This window comes from Paenibacillus sp. MBLB1832 (assembly GCF_032271945.1).
Taxonomy (GTDB): Bacteria; Bacillota; Bacilli; order Paenibacillales; family NBRC-103111; genus Paenibacillus_E; species Paenibacillus_E roseopurpureus.
Map to the genome: position 1 here is coordinate 197,673 of NZ_CP130319.1, position 23,287 is coordinate 220,959.

The window sequence follows — 23,287 nt, forward strand, 5'->3', positions numbered from 1 at the left end:
AAGCCGACCTGAACTGATTTTCAGATGTTTCTTGGCAGAAGCATCACGTTTGGTGATGATGGCGGAGGGGATCCACGCGTTCCCATCTCGAACACGACCGTTAAGCCCTCCAGCGTCGATGGTACTTGAACCGCAGGGTTCTGGGAGAGTAGAACGTTGCCAATCGACTGAAAGAGCCTTACTTGGAGAAGTCCAGTAAGGCTCTTTTTTGCTACTTTATTGCAGGTAACATGAAGTCTCTTGGCTAGAAATTTTGACGAGGCCGCTCTTGCGATATGGGTAGAAGCGGAACATCATCCATAGCCGCGGGAACACCATCCAGCAGTGAAAGATCATTAAGTAGATTAGCCAGTTTTGAGGAATCCATGGGTACAAGATCAGGATCAGGGCAAGTCCAATGGCGAACAAGTGAAGCTGGACTTTGGTAACAAGGCGGACAGACGCATTGCCTTCTGGCAGGAAACCTGACCAGAAAATGCCCCAACGGTAAGACCAACCGCGCATTGCCATGCCGATGGTGAAGTGGAAATAAGCGCGAATGAGCAGCGTTTGAAAGATGAGCACCAAGGGATAGCTAACGAGTAACGGCAGCCAATCTGACGCCTCGAATTGCGAAAAGACTAGCAGCGCAAGTACGAGATAGTAGAGCACGATTTTATAGAGAGAATGGTATATACGTTTGATGAGTGTATAGCTGTAAATTGTAGATTGTTTGGATAAATTGGAATCGTGCGTGTTCGTCATTCGAGGACCTCCACAGACATAAAGCATCGTAATACTTTATTATCGGCATTCCCCTTCCAAAATATGAGGGTTTAGCTAGTTTAGGAGATTCTACATTAGGATATACTAAACGTAAATGATCATGGGGGGATCTGTATGGAGGAGAATCGGTTTGGACTATGTATGATCTGCGAGCAACAAAAGTTCGGAGGTATTTACATCGTGACAGCATTCATCTGTGATGCATGTAACAATGAAATCGTCAAAACGAATGTGAGTGATGGGAAGTATACGTTTTTTGTAAACCAAATGAGAAAAGCGATGTATCTAGGAAATGTGAGACAGTATATGAACTAAAAGGGAAGCTTCTTTTATAGAAGCTTTTTTGTTTTTTTGCCGCCAATCCTCTACTATATAGTTGAGAGAGACTTTAGATCAGCTCGAGGAGTTTGATTGGATTGCGCAATTTACATATAGATAAGGCCCGAGCGCCTCTTTATGAGGCAATGGTGGCTCATCAGGCTAAACATTCGGTGAGTTTGCACGTGCCTGGGCACAAATCAGGGCAGGGGCTCCAGGATGATGGAAAGCGTTTTTTGATAACCGTGATGTCGATTGATTATACGGAAATTACAGGCTTAGATGATTTGCATCATGCGGAAGGCGCGATTTTGGAGGCGCAGGAGCTGGCTGCTGATTGCTTCGGGGCAGAGGAAACGTATTTCCTCGTAGGAGGCAGTACGGTTGGGAATATTGCGATGATTGGCGCGGTTTGCGGCAAAGGTGACCTGATCCTCGTCCAAAGGAATGCACATAAATCGGTCATTCATGGTCTCATGTTTGCTGGTGCAAAGGCTATATTCATAGCTCCGCGCATAGACGCTGCGACAGGCGTTGCCACAGGGCTGCATATTGAGGATGTCAAACAAGCGTTGGCACTATATCCAACGGCAAAAGCCTTATTCCTAACGAATCCTAACTATTATGGGATGGGCGTCGATGTTAAGCTTTTTGCGGATGAAATGCATGATCACGGTAAGCTGCTGCTAGTGGATGAAGCGCATGGCGCGCACTTTGGCTTTCATGAAGATGTGCCAGCTTCAGCGCTTTCTCAGGGTGCAGATGCCGTCGTACAGTCGACGCATAAGATGCTCACCGCGTTGACAATGGGGGCCATGCTGCATGTCCAAGGACCGAGGGTCAATCGCGGCGCCCTCAAACAAATGTTGGCGATGCTGCAAAGTTCAAGCCCGTCCTATCCTATTTTGGCATCTCTAGACTTGGCAAGAAAAAGAGTACATACCGAGGGCCGCACTTGGTTGGATCAAGGTATCCAGCTGATGAAAGAGTTCCGAGCAGGGTTGGACGACATTGCCTTCTTTCGCTATTGCCCGCAGCGTATAACCCACGAAAAGGCTTACGAGACTGCGGATCCTTTTAAAATCGCGATCTATGATCCCTCCTTTCAACTGACGGGGTCTGAGCTCAAAGATCAATTGGAAGCGCAAGGCTGCTATGTGGAGATGACCGATGGGTATCTGGTGCTGCTCGTCTTTTCGGCGGCTTCCACAAGGGAAGATGTGCATCGAACGCTCGCGGCGTTACACAACATTTGTTTGGACATCAAGGTGCGGAAGCAGGAACTTCAAGCGCCTATCTCGAATATAATGAAATTACCCACCTATGTTACAATCGGGACGCCTGTTGGATTTGATCATCGGCGGGTTAATCAGGAAGAGATAACTCAGGTTTCGGTAGAGGAAGCGATTGGGAAGCGTTCAAGCGACATGGTCATTCCTTATCCCCCTGGAGTTCCTCTCTTATATCCAGGTGAAACGATCACAGCTTCCATCGCAGAGGCTCTCGTTTACTTGGCTGATCAAGGTATTCGGTTCCACGGAACGCATTTTGGACAGACGCACAAATTAAACATATACACGGATCACGAGATCATCTCGTGAAGCAGTAAGCAGGAGGAACAAGTGAACGGCATATTTATTACGTTTGAAGGTCCGGATGGCGCCGGGAAAACTACGCAGCTTCAGAAATTGGCACAAGAACTGAAAAAACTGGGACATGATGTCCTCGTGACGAGAGAGCCAGGCGGAACATCAATCAGCGATAAAATTCGCGGTATCATTCTTGATCCCGTGAACGCAGAGATGGTGGATCAAGCTGAAGTGCTTCTGTATGCGGCATCTCGCGCACAACATGTTCATGAGAAGATCCTTCCTGCGCTGAAAGCTGGACGCATTGTTCTCTGTGATCGGTTCATCGATGCGAGCGTAGCTTATCAGTCTTATGGGCTGGGTGTAGATATTGATACGGTGAAGAGCATTTCCAAGTTCGCAAGCTCAGGACTTCAAGCGACAAGAACGTATATCATGGATGTTCCTGTAGAGGTCAGCATGCAACGCTTGAATCACCGAGCTGGCGGTGGCGGCAGTGACCAACAGTTAGATCGGATTGAGCAGAAAAACGTAGATTATCACAGTCGCGTGCGGGCTGGCTTTCATCAGATTGCGGAGGATCATCCAGAACGAGTCCGCATGATCGACGCGAATCGTGCTGCGGAGCTGATCGCTGAGGATGTTTGGCTGGATTGCAGACAGCTGCTTGAGGAACATATTTCCGTCTGAAGCGGAAAGCCCATTATTAGTTTATAATAAAAGGAGGCATCATCCATGAAACTAGTCGTAGCCATTGTTCAGGATAAAGATAGCAACCGTCTTTCCAACGCTTTAATCAAGGAAGGCTTTCGAGCCACGAAGCTTGCCAGTACGGGTGGATTTTTGCGTGCGGGGAATACGACCTTTATGATTGGTACGGAAGACGATCGAGTGGCAGAGGTGATGACGGTGATTCGAGCCAATTGCAAAATTCGCGAGCAGCTCGTTACACCTGTTTCTCCAATGGGAGGAACGACGGATTCCTATATTCCGTTTCCAGTGGAAGTGCAAGTTGGCGGAGCGGCCGTATTCGTATTGCCTGTTGAGCGATTTGAGCATTTCTAAACGAATAAATAGATGTTTATGAGGATGGATGCGTCTTGAAAATTAATCCGGGGTGGCAGCCCATCGGTAAGAACGTCAAAGTAAACGAGAATGTCCCACCGCCGCAGCTGGCCCCCCGGAATTTTGCTGATATCATGCAGCAGAATGATGAGAAGTATACCCAAGAGCAGCTGACCAAGATGGCGCAGCAAATTAACGTCCAGGGCGATCGTTTGTCGAAAGCGATGTCAGTTAGGGAACTGCTGCAATATAAATTGTTGATTCGTCAGTTTCTTGAGGAAACAGCTAGGCGCGGTGTGCAATTAAGGGATACGAAGGGCTGGGATCGACGCGGTCGTTCGAAACGATATAAGCTTTTGGAAGAAATCGATCAGGAGCTCCTCTCAATTGCCGACGAAATGTTGGAGACGGAGCAGGGGCGTATCGATCTACTGCAGAAAATCGGAGAAATCCGAGGAATGTTGATTAACTTGTTATTTTAAGGATGGAGCGAAGACCAATGTCCTTCCAAGCAATACCCGGACAAGCAGCGGCGAAACGGCTTCTGCAGAACGGGCTGCGTCAAGATCGGCTGTCGCATGCTTATATTTTCAGCGGTCCCGTTGGAACGGGGCGTTCGGAGATGGCGACAGCGTTAGCGAAAGCGATTTATTGTCAAAATGGGACGGATGACGCGTGCGGCGAATGTTTGGAATGCCGTAAAGTGGAGCATGGCAATCATCCTGATCTTCATATGGTCGCGCCTGAAGGCGCTTCAATCAAGATTGAGCAAATTCGTGAGCTCCAGAAGGAGTTTGCATACCGAGCGACAGCATCAGGAACGAAGATTTATATTCTGTATCAAGCTGAAAAAATGACGATACAGGCGGCGAATAGCCTTCTGAAGTTCCTGGAAGAGCCTAACTCGCGCGTGGTCGCAATTCTTATTACGGAGAATGGCAATGCGTTGCTGCCTACGATTCAATCGCGGGCACAATGGATTCAATTCACGCCGATGGCGCGTGAGCAGATGGCCTTAACCTTGCTGGAGGAAGGCTTGCCAGCAGCCCTAGTATGGCCAGCGACACACGTAACCGCAGGCTTGCAAGCGGCGAGAGATTTAATTGGCTCGAATTGGTTTGCAGAAATGAGAACCGTAATGTTACAATTAGCAAAGGAGACGCTCACACGTTTCCCTACTTCTATGATTACCGTGCAACAACGGATTGTGAAAACAGAGCTCGCGGATCATGTGTCGACGTTGTTCGACTTGCTGATCCTGTGGTTTAAAGATATGGTGCAGCTGCGCCTTGAGCGCAGGGACAAGCTTGTATATAGTGACCAGCTGGACTGGATGAGCTCGCTCGCGTTAAGTCGAGATGTCTCGGTATGGGTACGCATGATGGGGCAAGCCGTAGATTTACAAAAGCGACTGCGCTCCAATGCCAATTCTCAGCTGGTTATAGAGAAAATGCTCGTGGAGATGCAGGGGGTGTAAGATGTACGCAGTAGTTGGTGTCCGCTTTAAGAAAGCGGGTAAAATATATTATTTCGATCCCATTGATTTGCCGATTGAGAAAGAAAGTGCCGTTATCGTAGAGACCGCGCGCGGTGTCGAGTACGGCAAGGTAGTCGTGGGCAAGAAGACCGTGAAAGAGAATGATGTGGTGCTGCCCCTCAAAAAGGTGATCCGCATTGCCGATGAATCCGATGCTGATTTGGTCGAAGAGAACAAAAAAGCGGCCAAAGATGCTTTCCAAACTTGTCATGATAAAATCAAAGACCACAGTCTTAAGATGAAGCTTGTGGACGTAGAGTATACCTTTGACCGCAATAAAATTATTTTTTATTTTACGGCAGAAGGGCGCGTCGATTTCCGTGAGCTCGTGAAGGATTTGGCCAGCATTTTCCGGACAAGAATTGAACTTCGTCAAATTGGTGTGCGCGATGAAGCAAAGATGCTAGGCGGGATCGGTCCGTGTGGGCGGATTTTGTGCTGTTCCTCCTTCCTAGGTGATTTCGAGCCAGTTTCCATTAAAATGGCCAAAGATCAGAATCTTTCTCTGAATCCGACTAAAATTTCGGGATTGTGCGGAAGATTGATGTGCTGCCTGAAATATGAACATGATAATTACGAAAGTGCCAAGGATTCATTGCCGACCGTAGGGCGCCACGTGATCACCTCATTTGGTAACGGCAAAGTACTCGGTTTAAATATTAAAGAGCGTACCGCAAAGGTTCAACTATTTGATCTTGGGAAAGCGTTAGACCTGCCGTTCGATGATGTCGTAGAACAAGAATAGAATCGGGTTCCAAGGAGGCGCTATCCAGTAAGCATGCAGGGCACTAGAGGTGAAAGCGTGGATAAACAGGATATTTTTGGACAGATAGATGGCATCGAAGAACGAATGGGTACCACGTATGCAGAATTAGGTGCCTTGAAGAAACGAATTATTACACTCATTGAAGAAAATAAGAGATTAAGCATCGAAAATCAGCAGCTGCGTAAGCTCATTCGCCAAGAGGAAACGGTGGTGGAAGAGCCAGCGCAACGTACGGAAGAACCCGTGCAGCTGCCTGGGGCTGGCTATGATAATTTAACCCGCTTATATAATGAGGGCTTTCATATTTGCAATGTGTACTATGGACACCTTCGGACAGAGGGCGATTGTTTGTTCTGCTTATCTTTCTTAAATAAATAAGATATGGTACGACCGTAGGGGTAAATCCTTTACGGTTTTTTTCAATAATGCTGTACAAGAAAGGAAATCCGTATGAAGCAAGTTCCGTTACAGCCAACCGAACGAATGGATGATTTATTGACCTACGATTTGAAAATTATACAAAGTGACGAAGTGTTCAGCTTCTCGTTGGACGCTGTCCTCTTAGGACGATTCAGCAGTGTTCCGCCGAAGGGGCGGATCGTTGATTTATGTACAGGGAATGGGGTTATCCCCTTGCTACTGTCCACACGAACGCGAGCTGATATCTGGGGCGTTGAAATTCAAGAGCGCTTGGCGGATATGGCCGTGCGTAATGCTGAAATCAATGACTTATCCCAGCGATTGCATATGATCCAGGGGGATTTGAAGGAAATTCATAAGACGTTAGGTCACGGGCAATTTGATGCTGTTACCGTGAATCCACCCTATCTGCCCGTACCGAATGGTGAGCAGAACAGCAATGCGCATTTTGCTGCGGCACGCCATGAAATTCATTGCACGCTGGAGGATGTCATTTCAGCTTGTGCTAGACTGGTGAAGGCTGGCGGTAAAGTGGCGATGGTACACCGCGCTACACGCCTAGTCGACATCATTTGCCTAATGCGCCAATATCGCATTGAGCCTAAGCGCATTCGCTATGTGCATGCCCGCGCTGGCGAAGAAGCGATGATGGTGTTGATCGAAGGCATGAAGGATGGCAAGCCTGAGATTCGCACGCTGCCGCCGCTGATCGTCTACACGGAGAAAGAAGAGTATTGCCAGGAGTTGAAAGAAATTTACTACGGTGGGCGGAGCTCCCTGGAGTTTTCATAATCTAAAGCGATGAGGGACGAACTGTGAGTTTAACGATACAGAAAAGCTACCGCGAGGACCAGAGCGGTGTAGGTACGCTTTATTTAGTTGCCACACCAATTGGCAACCTCGAAGACATGACCTTCCGCGCGATACGCACGCTGAAGGAAGTGAGTATGATTGCCGCTGAAGACACGCGGCAAACGCGCAAGCTGCTGACCCATTTCGAAGTCGCGACGCGACTGGTCAGCTATCACGAACACAACAAGGGAGCAAGCGGCCCCGAACTGGTCCGCTTGCTCCTTGAAGGGCAGAGCATCGCGCTCGTCAGCGATGCGGGACTGCCGGCCATTTCCGACCCAGGCTATGACCTGGTGCGGATGGCCGTAGACGCGGGCGTGCCGGTGGTGCCCATCCCGGGCGCGAATGCGGCCCTGTCGGCGCTGATTGCATCAGGCTTGCCGACAGAGCGGTTTGCCTTCGTCGGTTTTCTCCCGAGGGAGAAAAAGGATCAGACGAAGGTGCTGGAAGGGCTGCAGCATGTGCAAGACACACTGCTGTTCTATGAATCGCCGCACCGCGTGGAGAAAACACTTCTGCGCATGGCGGAAGTGTGGGGGGCGGAGCGCCGGGTTTGCCTCGCCCGCGAGTTGACGAAGCGGTACGAGGAGTTTGTTCGCGGCACGATCGCAGAGTGCCTCTTGCACTTAGAGCAGTACCCGCCGCAGGGCGAGTACTGCGTCATCGCCGAAGGCGTGTCCGCCGCGGCCGCGCAGGAAGCGGCCGACGGCTGGTGGGAGGCGAAGTCGCTCGCCGAGCACGTCGCCCACTACGAGGTACGCGGGAGCGACCGTAAGGAAGCGATGAAGCAAGTCGCGGCGGATCGCGGGATAGCGAAGCGCGATGTGTATAATGCATTGCTCGAGCGGTGAGCACAGGTAACGCATGGCTAAGGAGGCTCCGTCGGGGCCTGCCAGCCATTCGCTTTTTTCCAGACAAAAAAAGATCTCTAACCCGTGGCCGAAACCAACAAAGTTAGAGATGAAAGGAGATATGAAAAAGGTTAGAATTACCAATAGGATAAGTGCTACTTCTATTATATACTACTTTTCTTATTTTGTCACAGGTGTTGGCATATCTGCTAAACAAATATGGCAAACAATTTTTCCTTTGAAGTAAGAAACGTTCTCCGCATTACCACAGAAGATACAAGCAGGCTCATATTTCTTCAACATGATGCGCTCGCCGTCTACATATATTTCCAAAGCGTCTTTCTCACCAATACCCAACGTGCGGCGCAGCTCGATCGGAATAACAACGCGTCCTAGTTCATCCACTTTTCTTACGATACCTGTAGATTTCATCATCTATTTATAAACCCCTTTCGAATTTATCAAATTTTTATCAAGATCGTCATGTTTCGACATATGCTTAAGAATATGATACCAACCATTCCCAAAATAGTCAACCATATTTTCCAAATGAAATCGGAATTTTGTCTAAATTTTTTCATTTTTGTGTCATAGGCAAAAGACCGAGATCACGCTTAAAATAAGGATTCGTCGGGAATATATTACGGCAAGCGGGTCTGTAGTCGCATCGATAAATACCTAAAAAAGCATGTTTAACCAAGTGAAAAATTGGAATTTGAAATTCGACAAAATACGACAAAATCCGCAATTGTTTGTCGGAAATGTCGAACACATATACAATAATAAAGGGAGGTCGACCGCAATGAAAGAAGAGAAAGTATTCAAAGATCCCGTTCATAAATATATTTATGTGCAGGATGAGACGATTTGGGATTTGATCAATACGAGGGAATTTCAACGTTTGCGCCGCATCCGACAGCTAGGCACCTCTTATTTGACCTTTCACGGGGCCGAGCATAGCCGATTCTCGCATTCGTTGGGAGTGTACGAGGTCACTCGGAAAATTATTTCGCAATTCGAACGCAACCATTATGAGGACTGGCCGAAGGAAGAGCGGTTGCTTTGTCTTTGCGCCGCATTGCTGCATGATTTGGGACATGGCCCGTTCTCGCATTCCATCGAGAAGGCTTTCGGCACGAGGCACGAAGATTGGTCATGCCGTATTGTGCTTGGAGATACGGAGGTAAACGAAGTGTTGAGACGGGTATCGCCTGATTTTCCGAAAAAGGTAGCCGGTGTCATTTGCAAATCGTATAGCGAAGAAATTGTGGTGAGTCTTGTGTCCAGCCAATTGGATGCCGACAGGATGGATTACTTGCTGCGCGACGCCTACTTTACTGGAGTCAATTACGGAACGTTTGATCTAGAACGGATTCTTCGCGTGATTCGTCCATACAAAGGTCATATCGTTGTCAAAGAGAGCGGGATGCACGCCGTAGAGGACTACTTGATGTCTAGGTACCAAATGTACTGGCAGGTGTATTTCCACCCCGTTACGCGAAGCGCCGAAATTCTGCTGCATAAAATTTTTGCCAGAGCCAAGCATTTATATGAAGATGGGTATGCGTTTGGTTTTATGGTGGAGCCTATTCATCATTTGATACAGAATCAGATTTCGCTGGAAGATTATTTGGTGCTCGATGAGTCGGTTATGCAGACGATGCTGACCTTCTGGTGCAATGAGAAGGACGCGATTCTTAGTGATATGTGCAAAAGGTTCCTGGATCGCAGGCTGTATAAATACAGTACTTTTGACGAAAATCAGGAGCATTTGATTCAGAGGATGGAGCATGTGATGCGAGAGGCGGGGTTTGATCCTTCTTATTATATGGAGATCGACTTTCCGTCCAATCAATCGTATGATGTATATCGCGCAGGCGAGCATGACGATAATTTGCCGATCCTCCTGCTGGATCATAAGGAAAACTTAACGGAAATATCCCATCGTTCGGAGATTGTGCAATCGATTAGCGGTTTTCAAATGGGGAAACATCATGTGTACTACCCTGAAGAGCTGCTCGAGCGATTAAGCGCCGAGAATTATGCTGATGTTTGGGCCATGCTAGGTGAGCAAGATTAAATAGATTTTATCAAGTTGGAGATCGAGGAGAAGAGACATGCTGACGGATTCACATACACATTTAAATGCAGAACAATTTAACGAAGATCAGGCTGAAGTGATTCAGCGCGCGTACGATGCTGGTGTCACGAGAATGGTCAATGTCGGCTTTAATCGCGAAACGATTCCGAGCTCTATCGCCCTTGCGGAGAAATACGATTTCATTTATTCCACGGTAGGTTGGCATCCTGTCGATGCCATTGATATGACGCCGGAAGATCTCGATTGGATCGAATCCCTGTGTCAGCACAAGAAAGTCGTGGCGATCGGGGAAATCGGCTTGGATTACTACTGGGATAAGTCGCCGAAGGACGTCCAGCAGCGGGTTTTCCGTGAGCAGATTCGTTTGGCGCGCAAGCTCGGGATGCCAATCGTCATTCATAACCGGGATGCGCATCAAGATATTGTACATATTCTAAAAGAGGAAAAGGCGTCGGAAGTCGGTGGCATCATGCACTGCTTCTCGGGGAGCTGGGAAACGGCCAAGCAGTGTCTGGATATGAATTTCCATATCTCATTCGGCGGGCCTGTTACCTTCAAGAATGCGGTTCAGCCCAAAGAAGTGCTCGCACAGGTGCCGCTCGACCGTCTGCTCATCGAAACGGATGCGCCTTACCTGACGCCGCACCCATTCCGCGGTAAGCGAAATGAAACGGGATATGTTCATTTAGTGGCCGAAACCGCCGCGGAAATTCGGGGGATGTCTCTGGAAGAGTTGGCTGAAGTTACAACGAATAATGCGATTCGTTTACTCGGCCTCAAGTAAGGCATTTTTCTTGAACTTGCGATGGAGTATGACTCCGCTAACGAAGCTAATGCAGATGAAACTTAACGCAGGTACGATGAGATAACGGATTGGAAGACCAGGCATGTAAGGAATGGTTAGCAGGACAAGCTCCACGGTAAGCGCCAACCATATGAGATAGGCCAAAGCGCGAGCTTTGCCTTGAGGTTCGAGCGGGTACATGCCAAGCCAGAACGTATACCGATGAGCTCGCTCAAGCGACGTTACCTGGATCATGGATATCGCCAGCGTGATAACCAGAATGATGCTGCGTACGGAAGCGGTGTTCGAAGCAGCGATGGCTAAGGCGCTAATCATGGTAATACGCAGGAGAATCGCGAACAATTCGGTTCGCAGCAATGTTTTGGTGTAGATGTATAGATAAGCTGAATCCTGTCGAAATGGGACAGCTCGCGTAAGTCCGCTGATCCAGCTTCGGCGGGCTATTCGCGTTGGCAGTTGAGGCACGTCAATGAACCAGTTGAAGAAGGCATAGAGTTTTGCCTGTTGTTGCTTTTCTTTGGCGATCAAATAGTCCCAACCAATGAAATAGCGTGACACATTGCGGAATACCGCCAGCCATATGAATAATAGAACTAATGCAGCTAGACTAGCCCAAAGGACGCTATAGTGAAATTGGATGGTGAGCAGGGCTAGCGAAGCTGCCCAACGTAAGCAGACGGAAGCGAATCTCGTTCGCTCAGAGACGAATCTACCTTCTTGCCAACTGGCGGATAGGTGAACTATTTTTAATAGAAGAAACAGGATGAGCATCAATAGAAAAGGTTGTGCCTTAGAGCCTAAACAGTGGTAATACAGCGGTGCCACGGCCACCCAAGCTAGTAGAAGCCAAACACTCTGCATGAGATAGCTATACAGGAAACTGCTTCTAAAATAGATGCCCATTTCATGCTCGATACGTAATAGAAACATGCGGTCTGCACTGCGAGTTAATGTTCGTATGGAGCTGGCAGATAGGGAAGGCGTGAGCACGAGAAGCACGATCCATAGGTACGGATAATCTGTCGGAAGATGCTGTAATGTTTTTGCATAATAATAGGAAGAAACAATGACAAGAAACAACAAGAAGCCGATAAAGTTGCTCCGTGCGGCGTACTGCCAATAGCCCATGGATTCCTTCCAATAATAATTAAATCTCTGCCTCCATAAGGCCTGTGTATTCAATGCATATGTAGTATCCTCTGAAGGGTTCATTGCGGATCTCCTTGCACGAGCTTGTAGAAGATGTCGTCTAATGACGCATGAGGCAGCACTGTTTGTGCGCGCAATTCGACTAAATCACCCTGTGCGACCCGATGCCCTTTGTGAAGTACGACATAGTTATCGCAATATTTCTCAATTGTAGACAAAATGTGCGAAGAAATGAGAAAGGATGCGCCCTTTCGCTTCATATGGACCATGAGGTCGAGTAAAGAGCGGATCGCGAGAGGATCCAATCCGAGAAAAGGCTCGTCGATGATGTATAGGGAGGGCTCGATTAAGAAAGCATTCATGATCATCACCTTCTGCTTCATCCCTTTGGAAAGGTGGCTGGCGAAGCTGTTAAGCTTGTCTCCCATCTGAAATTGCGCTAACAGCGATTGGGATCTAGTGGTGAAGTCGGCCTTGGATACACCGTACGCCATAGCGGTCAGTTCCAAGTGTTCACGGATCGTTAACTCCTCGTAGAGCTCAGGGCTTTCTGGGACATAGGCATACGTAGAACGATAAGCGATGGGATTCTCCGTTAAGGTTAACCCATTGATGTGAATGGATCCTTTCTGAGGTTGCAGCAATCCCAAAATATTCTTAATTGTAGTACTTTTACCTGCGCCATTGAGTCCAATTAATCCCATCATTTCACCAGGTTGAATCGAGAATGTGAGATCGTGAAGAACGGGTTTGTTTGGTAAATATCCCCCGAATAAAGCGTTTACTTGCAAGATGGGCCCCATCTCAATTGCCTCCCTAAATAGCAAATTATTGGTATTTTCGAATAGAGATCTTCCAGAATCATTATAAACAAATTTGAATTTTTAACCTAGTTTTAGCCACAGTGGTATAAGAAAAGGTGTATACGTACGTTATAGTTAGAGAAATGCAGATAAAATGAGGTTATATTTGAAAAATAATCGAAATTTGAGCAATTTAGCCCTTTTTAACGGGTGTATATCCCTTTACAGGTTGTGATTAACAGCGTAATATACTTTTCATAATAACTTAATATCCAATTTGCCAATTTTCCATTCGCTGAGTTCCAAATGTGGAAACGGGGGAACCACTGCAAGCTTGATTAGCGTTCATACGCTGGCAAGTGAGCAGATTGAGTATCAGGGGTGAATCAGAGACGTAAGCAAGCAGCTTGCGCCTCAGTAGGGCGACTCTCACGTCCGAATCCGTCAGCTAACCTCGTAAGCGTAAGAGAGGTAACGATTGTCGTGCGTGCTATTTGTATTTCACTATGCAAACTAAGCCAGCGAGAAGAGTCCTCTTCTTGCTGGCTTTTTGTCCACATACAGGGTTCTACACAGATCAGATGACATAAAATGACCTGGAATTCATAGGATGTTGAAGAGGTGAAAAGGGGGGGACGACCCGATTCGGCGTAAGTACCACCGATGACGGCGAGCACGTTAAGTTAACTAAAAACCTTAGTCGCGTCAAATTTTATCATGCTGTAACCTGGCGGCGAGGCTTTGAAGGAGGACCGAAGAAGTGGGCAGTATCTCATTTAGCGAGACCCATGTAAAACGATCATCCAGCATGTCCTTCGCATTGCGATGGAAGCATGAAAACTTGCGTTTGATTTTAAGCCTAGCTCTAATCTCAATCGCAATGACTTTCATGTTTTTGGTGTTGTTGTACGGAACGGCTACCAAGAGCGTATCCGTGGTTGTGAATGGACAAGAAACTATTGTGCACACGAAGCAATGGGTCCTGCAACGCCTACTGGATGAACAAGCCATAACGATTGGTGAACACGATGAAATTTCGAGCGCCCTGACGACCAAAATCAAGGGCGGCGATAAAATCGTCATCGAGCATGCTTCGCCAATTCAATTGACTGCTGATGGAAAGACCACCACTGTTTACACAACTGCAAGAACGGTAGAAAGTGCATTGCAACGTTTAAATATTGCACTTGGGGAGAACGATCGCATCACTCCCGAACCGACAGCCGCTCTCGGCGCTGGCGATGAAGTCAAAATCGTACGTGTGACCAAAGTGACGGAGGAAGTCTCTGAACCGATCGCATTCGAGACAGAGAAGAAGAGTGACGCTAATTTACTCAAAGGGAAAGAGCAAGTCGTTCAAGAGGGTAAAGAAGGCGTACTGGTGAAGAAGAAAGAAAAGACTTTCGAGGACGGCGTTTTAGTCGCGGAAGCAGTTGTGGGTGAAGAAGTACAAACAGAAAGTATTAGCAAAGTAGTTGCCGTTGGCACGAAGAATCCCGTTGTTGTGCTCTCCGCCTCCTCACCGAGTGTGGATGAAGTATCTAAGAATGGTGTCACCTTCGGTTATAAGCAAATTCTTAAGAATGTGAAGCTCACCGCTTATTCAGCGGACGCAGCATCGACGGGAAAAGATGAGGGTGCTTACGGTTACGGTAAAACCTATACAGGGACGACTGTAACGGAAGGGCGCACGATTGCTGTTGATCCCAAGGTGATTCCACTGGGTTGGTGGGTCTACATTGAAGGTCTTGGCTTCCGTCGTGCTGAGGATATCGGCAGCGGCGTGAAAGGCCAGATGATCGATGTTTATTTCGAAGATCATGGCTATGCCAATAAATTCGGAACGAAACAAGGATATACCGTCTACATTGTCGGTCCCAAAAAACCGTCAGAGAACTAACGTGTAAACGTTCGTTTCGGCGGGAACACTACCCTATACACGTAGCTTGGCGACTGCCTGCGCGAAAGAAGAGGAGACCCCTCTTCTTTTTCTGCGTACTGGGGGCTAGGAAGGAAAACGGTTCATGATTAAAGAGATGATCGTTGTCGAAGGTAAAGACGATACAGCTGCCATTAAGCGGGCTGTGGAGGCGGATACGATTGAGACGGGCGGTTCGGCCATCGGGCAAGCCGTGCTCAAACGGATCGCGCTCGCCCAGCAGCGCCGAGGCGTTATTATATTCACGGATCCTGACCACGCTGGTGAGCGGATCCGCAAGATTGTTGCAGCCAAGGTGCCAGGCTGCAAGCATGCGTTCATTACACAGGAGCAAGCTGCGTATAAGGGTGATATCGGCGTCGAGAATGCGACGCCAGAGACGATTCGCCAGGCGCTGCAGAACCTGCGCACGGAATATGACGGCGCGGTCTCGCAGCTTGCGATGGAAGATCTGATCGCCGCTGGCCTCATCGTGCACCCGGACGCGGCGGCTCGACGCTTGGCCGTAGGCAACGCCTTAGGCATCGGTTATTGCAATGGCAAGCAATTTTATAAACGCTGCGCGATGTTTCAGATTTCTCGCGAGGAATTCGAGGCGGCCCTCGAGCATTTGAATTGAATCAAGAGTACGAAAACCTATAGATAACGAGGTCTATTCTATGACGACAAACGGACAAGAAGTCATTGTAACCGCAGAAGATGTAGCCACACCGAGTAAGACGAAGCAGATTATTAAGAAAAACGGACTTGTGCTGAAGAAAAGCTTAGGCCAGAACTTCCTGATTGATCAGAACATTCTGGGCAAAATCGTGTCGGCCGCTGAGCTTGGGCCAACGAAGGCTGCGCTCGAGATCGGCCCTGGCATCGGGGCACTCACACAGCAACTGGCCAAGCTCGCGGGCCGCGTGCTGGCCGTCGAGATCGATCAGCGTTTGCTGCCCATTCTGGACGAAACGCTGGCGCCATACCCCCATGCCACTGTCATTCATGGGGATATCTTGAAGACCAACCTGCCGGAGCTGTTCCGGCAGCACTTCGAGGGCGTGGATGGCGTCAGTGTCGTCGCCAACCTGCCCTACTACATCACGACGCCGATCATCATGAAGCTTCTCGAGGAGAAGCTTCCGCTGGAGAATATCGTCGTGATGATTCAAAAAGAGGTGGCTGACCGCATGGCGGCCAAGCCGGGCACCAAAGATTACGGCAGCTTAAGCATTGCCGTGCAGTTCTACTGCGTGCCGGAGCTAGTCACGATCGTGCCGCGCACCGTCTTTGTTCCACAGCCGAATGTGGATTCTGCAGTCATTCGACTGCGTGTGCGTCAAACGCCGCCTGTTGAGGTGGCGGACGTTGACTTCTTCTTCGCTGTCGTGCAAGCTTCCTTCGTACAGCGCCGTAAAACGCTTTACAACAACCTCGCGGCAAGGTTCTTTAGCAAAGAGAATAAATCGGAGCTGGAAGCGCTCCTGAACGGCTGCCAGATTGAGCCTTCACGCCGCGGTGAAACGCTAAGCATGGAGGAATTTGCTCGCTTAGCAACGGCCCTGCGCGCGCACGGCTGCAAATAACCCGCACCAAATGCCTAGTCTCGCCATAGGATACCCGTAGGAGGGGATTTGTGCGATGAGGCAAGGAGACTTTGTAACCCGTATTTCCTATGGCGGCGACGTCATGTTTAAAATTGAACGCATCGAGCATCTCAAAGCCATTCTGCGAGGTGTAGATTACCGACTGCTGGCGGATGCGCCGCTGTCAGATCTGAAGAAGATCAACAAGGAAGAAACCTTGGATCATCCGCGATCCAGCTCGCCTGAATTTCGGGAGTCCTTGCGTCGGTTGGCGGTGGCTCAAGTGCATCTGCAAGAGAAAAACCAACAAACCGTTCAACATAAACAAAAGAATCACCAACATAATTCCTATTTCGAAGTGCCCGGTCGGGTGCTGCATCTTGATGGAGACCCGAGCTACCTGCGGAAAAGCATGCAATTGTACGGCGAATTGCGTGTGCCGGCAGAAGGTTTCTTCTTTCATGAATCACAAATGGCCGAAGCGCTGCAACGTCTATTGCCGCAAATTAAGCCCGACATTGTGGTCATCACAGGTCATGATGGCATTCTAAAGAACAGGCAGGAAGGCAGCCCTGGCAGCCTGACTAGCTATAAGAATTCCCAGAACTTCGTGAACGCGGTTCGCGTGGCTCGTCAATACGAGCGCAATCGCGATACGCTAATCATTGTAGCGGGCGCTTGTCAGTCTCATTTTGAGGCGCTATTACGAGCTGGCGCGAATTATGCAAGTTCACCTGCGCGTATCCTCATTCATGCCTTAGATCCGCTGTGTATCGCGGCTAAGCTGTCTTATACATCCTCGAGAGAGACGATTTCGATGCTGGATATCATGGACCTGACGGTAACGGGGCTAGATGGGCTAGGCGGGATCGAGACGCGCGGCAGCTATCGCATGGGCGTCCCAGGTATTCAACATACAGAAGAGTCGGTTTAACCTACGAAACACTTGCTTGTCATCACTTCGCTTAGGAGGGTGGCGGAGGAGGTGTTCTTTTTTTGCCCTGATTCCAAAGTAACTGGAAAAGTGTGAATAATTTGCGAACTTTGGTGACAACCTGATGAGAGAGGGAAATCGGAAACCAATAAAAATGGCGTTGACAACGGGAATGGGGTGCTGATATAATATTTGACCTCATTTGACATGGATGTCCGAATGGGTTATAATTGACAAGGAAAGAGGTGGTAGTTGACAATGGCAAAAAATGCGCTGTTGGAAATCAAACGCAGTTTGGAGCCCCACGTCGGGCAGAAGATCATGTTGAGAGCGAATGGCGGCCGTCGCAAGACTGTCGAGCGTTCTGGAGTTTTAGAAGAAACCTACCCTTCTGTGTTTATTGTGAAATTAGATCAAGAATCCCACGCTTTCAAACGAGTGTCATACAGCTACGCCGATATTCTGACCGAGTCCGTTGAAGTAACGGTTTGTAACGATGATGGACAGGTTCGCATCACTTATATCCAACATTAGCTTAAATAGCATGACGATATGGGCAGACCTGAGGGTCTGTTTTTGCTTTTTATACGGGTATGCATGGACCAGCTGCATGAGGGCAATACTAACGGAACCAACATCCATGACTGTTTATGATGGGTGCAGCCTTGTATAAGTTAGTGCTTACGAAGCTATTTTCTGACGAAAAACGTTAAGGAGGTTATGTTATGGCTCGAAGAAGAGGTATCATGTCGGAAGGTTTCAAGCATGAGTTAGCGAAGGATCTCGGTTTCTATGATGTCGTTCAACGTGAAGGTTGGTCGGGAATTCGAACGAAAGATGCGGGGAATATGGTTAAGAGGGCGATCCAGATCGCTCAGCAACACTTAGCTAATGAATATGCTGCTGCCAAGCCGCAGGTACAGACTTCGCATACTTCCTATCGTCAGCCAAGCGGCTATCAACCCATTTATCAAGGTTCTCAAGCCTCTGCGAATTATACGCCGAATTATGGTTCTAATTATGCGCAGGGCTACGCTTCCAGTCACACGCCAGGTTACACGCCAGCTTATAGTTCTAATCAGCCACAATCCGTCACGATGAATCATGTGATTGCGGGTTCCCAGCAATCGGGTCAAGGAACGCAGCGTTCATATTATAACTAGCTAAAGCATTTGCTTTAGCTTTTTTTATGCGTATTTGTTATAATATCGGAATGGCAGACGAGCAAAAGAAGGTGATCGGATGAAGATTTTTGAGAAAGCACCAGCAAAAATTAATTTATCTTTGGATGTTCTACATAAACGACCGGACGGTTATCACGAAGTCGAAATGGTGATGACGATGGTTGATCTGGCGGATCGGATCGAAATGCAGGAGATGGCGCGAGATACCATCATTATCTCAAGTCAGGCGGGCTATATTCCGCTGGACGAGAAGAATCTGGCCTTTCAGGCCGCACGCCTCATCAAGGACCGCTATGACGTCAAGCAAGGCGTGTACATTCATTTGGATAAGCGAATCCCTGTAGCGGCAGGATTGGCTGGCGGAAGCAGTGACGCGGCGGCTACACTTAGAGGGCTTAATCGGTTGTGGAACCTCAACATTTCGAATGAGGAGCTCCAGATTCTTGGCGCAGAGCTTGGCTCTGACGTCCCTTTCTGTGTCACAGGCGGAACGGCGCTTGCGACTGGACGCGGTGAGAAGCTGGAGCCTATCTCGGCGCCCCCGCAATGCTGGGTCGTGCTGGCGAAGCCTCCGATCAACGTATCAACGTCCGAGATCTACGGGAAGCTGAACGCGCGTGGGATTAAGCAACACCCATCTACGGCAGGCGTGCTGAGTGCGATCAGGGACAAGCAGTTTGACCGCCTTTGCGACAATCTGGGCAATGTGCTGGAGGGAGTGACCTTGGATCTCTATCCAGAGGTGAGACATCTCAAGGAATGCATGCAGCGCTTGGGCGCAGACGGCGTGCTGATGTCTGGCAGCGGACCGACGGTGTTCGGCCTCGTATCCAAGGAAGCCAAGGTAGCGCGTATTTATAACGGGTTGCGCGGCTTCTGTAAAGATGTTTATGCCGTGCGGATGTTGACGTAATAAGGAGTCAAGAAAGGGCCCTACGTGAGGGCTCTTTTTCTGTCTTTAGGGGTATACTGGTAAATATGGTTCGGGCAGAAGAATTACGTTATATTTATGTCAGGTTCGTGTCAATATATTTTTCATGGTAAGCTTGAATAAATACGTATAAAAGTGGTATATTTTCATTATAATATTCGGATTTTTGGGGGTAGTGCGATGAAAAAGTTGAAAAGGAGCGCTAGGCTGGTAGAAATGACACAATATCTGTTATTTCGCCCCCACTCGTTAATCCCTTTAACGACTTTTGCCGAGCGTTACAACTCCGCGAAATCTTCCATCAGCGAAGATCTTGCCATTATTAAAGAAGTTTTCGAAGAAGAAGGATTAGGCGAGCTTAACACGCTTGCTGGGGCTGCTGGCGGCGTGAAGTTCTCTCCCAAGGTGCCGAAAGACATTTCGCTTAAATTTATCCAGAATCTTTGCTTGCAGCTGCAACAGCCAGAGCGCATTCTACCTGGCGGCTACTTGTACATGTCGGATATTATGGGTCAACCCCAATATTTGAATGAAATCGGCAAAACCTTTGCATCCGCTTTCGCGGGTCGGGACGTCGATGTGATCATGACCGTGGAAACGAAGGGGATCCCGCTCGCCTACGCAACAGCTACGTATATGAACTTGCCTGTTGTCATTGTGCGCAGGGATAGCCGAGTCACGGAGGGTTCAGCCGTTAGCATTAACTATGTCTCAGGGTCCAACAAACGGATTCAGACGATGTCTTTGGCTAGACGCGCACTCAAGGAAGAGTCCAAGGTACTCATTATTGATGACTTTATGCATGTTGGTGGTACGATCCACGGCATGATGGATCTTTTGGCTGAGTTTAAAGCAACCGTACAGGGTGTCGGTGTATTCATGGAATCCTGCGAGGCTGAGGAGCAGCTCGTGGATAACTACGTTTCATTAGCACGACTCTATGGCGTAGACTCCAAGACGAAGCAAATCACGGTAGAGCCAGGTAATTATTTTGACACGAAATAATCAAAAAGGAGATTCATAACGCATGGAATTCATTTCAACTTCCGCAGCGCCGGCTGCGATTGGACCTTACTCCCAAGCAGTTAAGCTGGGCAACCTGTTATTTACGTCGGGACAGATTCCGTTAGGGTTGGACGGTCAAATCGTACAGGGCGGGATCAAGGAGCAGGCGCATCAGGTTTTTGCCAATTTGAAAGGTGTCTTGGAAGAAGCGGGTTCATCTTTTCAAAACGTGGTGAAAGCGACGGTTTTCTTGAAGGACATGAATCAATTCGGAGAGCTCAATGAGATCTATGCTTCCTACTTCGGGGAGCATAAACCTGCTAGATCGACCGTTGAAGTTGCGAGATTGCCTCGTGATGTCAGTGTCGAAATTGAACTAATTGCTGTGATTCCTGTCGAAATTTAACAGAAACATTAAGAACACATTAAATTATCAAAAATTTCAAAAAAAGAAGAAGGAATTTGTACGGTAATGTGGAATATTACACCCAAGTCTCAGAGATGGAAAAAGGTGGTGAACACAAGTGCAAATTACAGATGTTAGACTCCGCCGGGTAAACTCCGAGGGGAGGATGAAGGCGATTGCTTCTATTACCATTGATAACGAGTTCGTCGTACACGACATTCGTGTCATCGATGGCAATAACGGAATGTTCGTTGCTATGCCGAGCAAGCGAACACCAGACGGGGAATTCCGCGATATCGCTCATCCGATTTCGTCTACAACTCGCGAGAAAATTCAGGCAGCAGTACTCGCTGAATACGATCGTGCGGCTGTAGAAGAGGAAGTTATTGAAGAAGGCGCATAATTCAGATTATTGAGAGGGCCCTCGGGGCTCTCTTTTCTTTTCACAGGAAACAATGCTATATTGGGGGAAGAACTCATTCGTAGATAGAGAAAATGGAAACTGATATTTCAAAAAAGAGGAGTTGGATTTTCGTTGAAGCTCATGGCAATTGTATTGGCTGCCGGCCAAGGTAAACGGATGAAATCGAGGCTGTACAAGGTGCTTCACCCGGTTGTAGGTAAACCGATGGTGGGTCACGTTGTGGACACGCTGCAACATATACAAGTAACGAAAACAGTCGTCATTGTTGGTTTTGGTGCGGAAGCCGTGAAAGGGTACCTAGGAGATCGCGCGGAGTATGCGCTGCAAGAGCAGCAATTAGGCACGGGTCATGCGGTGCTGCAAGCGAAGGACCTACTTGGCGACGAAGATGGCATGACCGTTGTCATTTGCGGAGATACGCCGCTCATTACGGCAGCTACGCTGCAAGAGACGATCGCACTGCATCAGCAGTCTGGCGCGGCGGCTACGATTTTGACAGCGCAGCTGGACGAGCCGCATGGCTACGGACGTATTATTCGCGGCGAAGACGGACGCGTTACGCGTATCGTAGAGCAGAAGGATTGCAGCGCGGAAGAGGCGGCTGTCCAGGAGATTAATACGGGGACGTACATTTTTGATAATCGCAAAATGTTTAAAGCGCTGGCTTCTGTAACGAATCAGAATGTACAGAATGAATACTATTTGACCGATGTCATCGGCATCCTGACGAATGCAGGAGAGATCGTGCAAGGCTTCTGTATGGCAGATCCGGCTGAATCAATTGGTGTGAATGATCGTGTGGCGCTGTCGGAAGCGGAACAGCTCTTCAAAGCGCGCATCAACCGTGAGCATATGCTGAACGGCGTGACGATTATTGACCCGATCAACACATATATTGAGAAGGACGTTACCATTGGTGCAGATACGGTGCTGCTGCCAGGTACGATTTTGAGAGGGAAGACACAGATTGGCGAGCAATGTACGATTGGGCCGCAAACGGAAATTATCGATTCGGTTATCCAAGATGACGTGACGATTAAGCAATCCGTACTGCAGGATGCATTCGTAGACAGCGAGACATCGGTAGGGCCATTCGCTTATCTAAGACCAGGAGCCAAGCTGGGCAAGCAAGTAAAAGTCGGCGACTTCGTTGAAATTAAAAATGCATCTCTCGGAGATGGCACGAAAGTGTCTCATTTGAGCTATGTTGGTGACGCAGTTGTCGGGGGTAATGTGAACATCGGCTGCGGGGCGATCACGGTGAATTACGACGGGTTTAATAAAAACCTTACGGAAATCGGCGATGATGCGTTCGTAGGCAGTAACGTCAATTTGATTGCACCTGTGAAAATTGGGAATGGGGCTTATGTGGTGGCAGGTTCCACGATTACGCGTGATGTGAACCCTGGCGATATGGCGATAGCCCGTGAACGTCAAGAGAACAAAGCGGGTTATGCTGACAAAATTAAAGCTCGGATGAAAGCGAAAAAGGAAAGCAAAAGCAAGTCGTAGGGAATAAAGAAGAAGTGAACCTTTGATGTAAGGGGAACGCGGCACGCAGCACAGAGCTGTCTGTGGCAATATCCCTTTCTCAAGGGTTTATTTGCGTAACACAAATGTAAGCGCTTAATATCCTGGGCGAGAGATAAACGTATGTGTCTTGCGGCTATAAAATGTTTGATTTATTTTAACAAAATGGCGGTTATACATCTCGACATAGCCTATATCCTTGTGTGAATTTTGATAGTATACTTGGACGGGTACGTCCGCATCGACATGATCTTGGAAATGATCATCTTGGGTGAGCTGTTGTCCATGAAGATACATCGTTCTTTTATCACCTACAGCTTATGGAATGGATAAATCGGGGAAGAT

At 48.3% G+C, this 23,287-nt stretch carries 26 protein-coding genes, 1 rRNA gene, 1 pseudogene and 1 riboswitch; of the genes and pseudogenes, 24 read left to right on the forward strand and 4 right to left on the reverse strand.

Annotation, left to right across the window (positions count from 1 at the left end):
* Positions 1–48: 48 nt before the first annotated feature.
* Positions 49–165, forward strand: a 5S ribosomal RNA gene (rrf, locus tag MJB10_RS00850).
* A 51-nt stretch (positions 166–216) separates the two neighbouring features.
* Here the strand turns inward: rrf and MJB10_RS00855 are convergent.
* The gene (locus tag MJB10_RS00855) at positions 217–744 is read right to left on the reverse strand and encodes a hypothetical protein (protein ID WP_314800604.1); all 528 of its coding nucleotides are present in this window, start codon (positions 742–744) and stop codon (positions 217–219) included.
* 135 nt (positions 745–879) lie between these two features.
* On the opposite strand from MJB10_RS00855, the gene MJB10_RS00860 reads away from it, so the two are divergent.
* From MJB10_RS00860 to rsmI, 10 genes are all read left to right on the forward strand, one after another.
* A complete protein-coding gene (locus tag MJB10_RS00860; RefSeq protein ID WP_314800607.1) occupies positions 880–1,080 on the forward strand; it encodes a sigma factor G inhibitor Gin in 201 nt (66 codons plus the stop codon).
* Positions 1,081–1,181: 101 nt separating this feature from the next.
* Entirely contained in the window at positions 1,182–2,684 is a 1,503-nt protein-coding gene (locus MJB10_RS00865; RefSeq protein ID WP_314800610.1) for an aminotransferase class I/II-fold pyridoxal phosphate-dependent enzyme, read from the forward strand.
* Positions 2,685–2,705: 21 nt separating this feature from the next.
* Entirely contained in the window at positions 2,706–3,362 is a 657-nt protein-coding gene (tmk, locus tag MJB10_RS00870; RefSeq protein ID WP_314800613.1) for a dTMP kinase, read from the forward strand.
* Between the two features lie 45 nt (positions 3,363–3,407).
* On the forward strand, positions 3,408–3,737 hold the full coding sequence (locus tag MJB10_RS00875; RefSeq protein ID WP_314800616.1) for a cyclic-di-AMP receptor: 330 nt from the start codon (positions 3,408–3,410) through the stop codon (positions 3,735–3,737).
* A 35-nt stretch (positions 3,738–3,772) separates the two neighbouring features.
* Positions 3,773–4,219 (forward strand): YaaR family protein, encoded by a 447-nt coding sequence (locus tag MJB10_RS00880; RefSeq protein WP_314800619.1) that lies wholly within the window; start codon positions 3,773–3,775, stop codon positions 4,217–4,219.
* 17 nt (positions 4,220–4,236) lie between these two features.
* Entirely contained in the window at positions 4,237–5,214 is a 978-nt protein-coding gene (gene holB / locus MJB10_RS00885; protein ID WP_314800621.1) for a DNA polymerase III subunit delta', read from the forward strand.
* A gap of 1 nt (position 5,215) precedes the next feature.
* Positions 5,216–6,019 carry a PSP1 domain-containing protein gene (locus tag MJB10_RS00890; RefSeq protein ID WP_314800624.1) on the forward strand — a complete coding sequence of 268 codons (804 nt, stop codon included), beginning with the start codon at positions 5,216–5,218 and terminating at the stop codon, positions 6,017–6,019.
* 57 nt (positions 6,020–6,076) lie between these two features.
* Complete coding sequence (gene yabA / locus MJB10_RS00895) at positions 6,077–6,418, forward strand: DNA replication initiation control protein YabA (protein ID WP_314800626.1); 342 nt, start codon at positions 6,077–6,079, stop codon at positions 6,416–6,418.
* 105 nt (positions 6,419–6,523) lie between these two features.
* Positions 6,524–7,252, forward strand: coding sequence for a tRNA1(Val) (adenine(37)-N6)-methyltransferase (locus tag MJB10_RS00900; RefSeq protein WP_314800629.1), 729 nt, complete (start codon positions 6,524–6,526; stop codon positions 7,250–7,252).
* A gap of 23 nt (positions 7,253–7,275) precedes the next feature.
* Positions 7,276–8,163, forward strand: a complete 888-nt coding sequence (gene rsmI / locus MJB10_RS00905; protein WP_314800634.1) for a 16S rRNA (cytidine(1402)-2'-O)-methyltransferase — start codon at positions 7,276–7,278, stop codon at positions 8,161–8,163.
* Positions 8,164–8,343: 180 nt separating this feature from the next.
* Here the strand turns inward: rsmI and MJB10_RS00910 are convergent, their stop codons facing one another.
* Entirely contained in the window at positions 8,344–8,598 is a 255-nt protein-coding gene (locus tag MJB10_RS00910) for an AbrB/MazE/SpoVT family DNA-binding domain-containing protein (RefSeq protein WP_314800637.1), read from the reverse strand.
* 367 nt (positions 8,599–8,965) lie between these two features.
* On the opposite strand from MJB10_RS00910, the gene MJB10_RS00915 reads away from it, so the two are divergent.
* Both MJB10_RS00915 and MJB10_RS00920 read left to right on the forward strand, forming a co-directional pair.
* Positions 8,966–10,243, forward strand: a complete 1,278-nt coding sequence (locus tag MJB10_RS00915; protein ID WP_314800644.1) for an HD domain-containing protein — start codon at positions 8,966–8,968, stop codon at positions 10,241–10,243.
* Between the two features lie 37 nt (positions 10,244–10,280).
* Positions 10,281–11,048, forward strand: coding sequence for a TatD family hydrolase (locus MJB10_RS00920; RefSeq protein WP_314800646.1), 768 nt, complete (start codon positions 10,281–10,283; stop codon positions 11,046–11,048).
* On the opposite strand, the gene MJB10_RS00925 is transcribed toward MJB10_RS00920, so the two are convergent.
* Both MJB10_RS00925 and MJB10_RS00930 read right to left on the reverse strand, forming a co-directional pair.
* A complete protein-coding gene (locus MJB10_RS00925; protein ID WP_314800649.1) occupies positions 11,031–12,281 on the reverse strand; it encodes an ABC transporter permease in 1,251 nt (416 codons plus the stop codon). The genes MJB10_RS00920 and MJB10_RS00925 overlap by 18 nt on opposite strands.
* Complete coding sequence (locus MJB10_RS00930; protein WP_314805436.1) at positions 12,278–13,027, reverse strand: ABC transporter ATP-binding protein; 750 nt, start codon at positions 13,025–13,027, stop codon at positions 12,278–12,280. Before MJB10_RS00930 ends, MJB10_RS00925 begins: the two co-directional genes overlap by 4 nt.
* Before the next feature lie 277 nt (positions 13,028–13,304).
* A riboswitch (cyclic di-AMP (ydaO/yuaA leader) is annotated at positions 13,305–13,499 on the forward strand.
* 282 nt (positions 13,500–13,781) lie between these two features.
* Between MJB10_RS00930 and MJB10_RS00935 the strand changes: the two genes are divergently transcribed.
* The 11 genes and pseudogenes from MJB10_RS00935 to glmU all read left to right on the forward strand — a co-directional run bounded on the left by MJB10_RS00935 (position 13,782) and on the right by glmU (position 22,924).
* On the forward strand, positions 13,782–14,921 hold the full coding sequence (locus tag MJB10_RS00935; RefSeq protein WP_397386562.1) for a ubiquitin-like domain-containing protein: 1,140 nt from the start codon (positions 13,782–13,784) through the stop codon (positions 14,919–14,921).
* 124 nt (positions 14,922–15,045) lie between these two features.
* On the forward strand, positions 15,046–15,579 hold the full coding sequence (rnmV, locus tag MJB10_RS00940) for a ribonuclease M5 (protein WP_314800651.1): 534 nt from the start codon (positions 15,046–15,048) through the stop codon (positions 15,577–15,579).
* 40 nt (positions 15,580–15,619) lie between these two features.
* A complete protein-coding gene (rsmA, locus tag MJB10_RS00945; protein ID WP_397386563.1) occupies positions 15,620–16,528 on the forward strand; it encodes a 16S rRNA (adenine(1518)-N(6)/adenine(1519)-N(6))-dimethyltransferase RsmA in 909 nt (302 codons plus the stop codon).
* Positions 16,529–16,583: 55 nt separating this feature from the next.
* Positions 16,584–17,462 carry a sporulation peptidase YabG gene (yabG, locus tag MJB10_RS00950; RefSeq protein ID WP_314800655.1) on the forward strand — a complete coding sequence of 293 codons (879 nt, stop codon included), beginning with the start codon at positions 16,584–16,586 and terminating at the stop codon, positions 17,460–17,462.
* A 258-nt stretch (positions 17,463–17,720) separates the two neighbouring features.
* A complete protein-coding gene (veg, locus tag MJB10_RS00955; protein WP_028557365.1) occupies positions 17,721–17,996 on the forward strand; it encodes a biofilm formation stimulator Veg in 276 nt (91 codons plus the stop codon).
* 191 nt (positions 17,997–18,187) lie between these two features.
* Positions 18,188–18,358 (forward strand): annotated as a pseudogene (locus tag MJB10_RS26630) (small, acid-soluble spore protein, alpha/beta type); the annotation flags it as partial.
* A 346-nt stretch (positions 18,359–18,704) separates the two neighbouring features.
* Positions 18,705–19,559 carry a 4-(cytidine 5'-diphospho)-2-C-methyl-D-erythritol kinase gene (gene ispE, locus MJB10_RS00965; protein ID WP_314800674.1) on the forward strand — a complete coding sequence of 285 codons (855 nt, stop codon included), beginning with the start codon at positions 18,705–18,707 and terminating at the stop codon, positions 19,557–19,559.
* Between the two features lie 198 nt (positions 19,560–19,757).
* The gene (gene purR / locus MJB10_RS00970) at positions 19,758–20,582 is read left to right on the forward strand and encodes a pur operon repressor (RefSeq protein WP_314800675.1); all 825 of its coding nucleotides are present in this window, start codon (positions 19,758–19,760) and stop codon (positions 20,580–20,582) included.
* A 22-nt stretch (positions 20,583–20,604) separates the two neighbouring features.
* Complete coding sequence (locus MJB10_RS00975) at positions 20,605–20,988, forward strand: RidA family protein (RefSeq protein WP_314800677.1); 384 nt, start codon at positions 20,605–20,607, stop codon at positions 20,986–20,988.
* A 118-nt stretch (positions 20,989–21,106) separates the two neighbouring features.
* Positions 21,107–21,391 carry a septation regulator SpoVG gene (spoVG, locus tag MJB10_RS00980; protein ID WP_028557369.1) on the forward strand — a complete coding sequence of 95 codons (285 nt, stop codon included), beginning with the start codon at positions 21,107–21,109 and terminating at the stop codon, positions 21,389–21,391.
* Positions 21,392–21,523: 132 nt separating this feature from the next.
* Positions 21,524–22,924: a bifunctional UDP-N-acetylglucosamine diphosphorylase/glucosamine-1-phosphate N-acetyltransferase GlmU gene (gene glmU / locus MJB10_RS00985; protein ID WP_314800683.1), complete on the forward strand. Its 1,401-nt coding sequence runs from the start codon at positions 21,524–21,526 to the stop codon at positions 22,922–22,924.
* Positions 22,925–23,287: the final 363 nt, after the last annotated feature.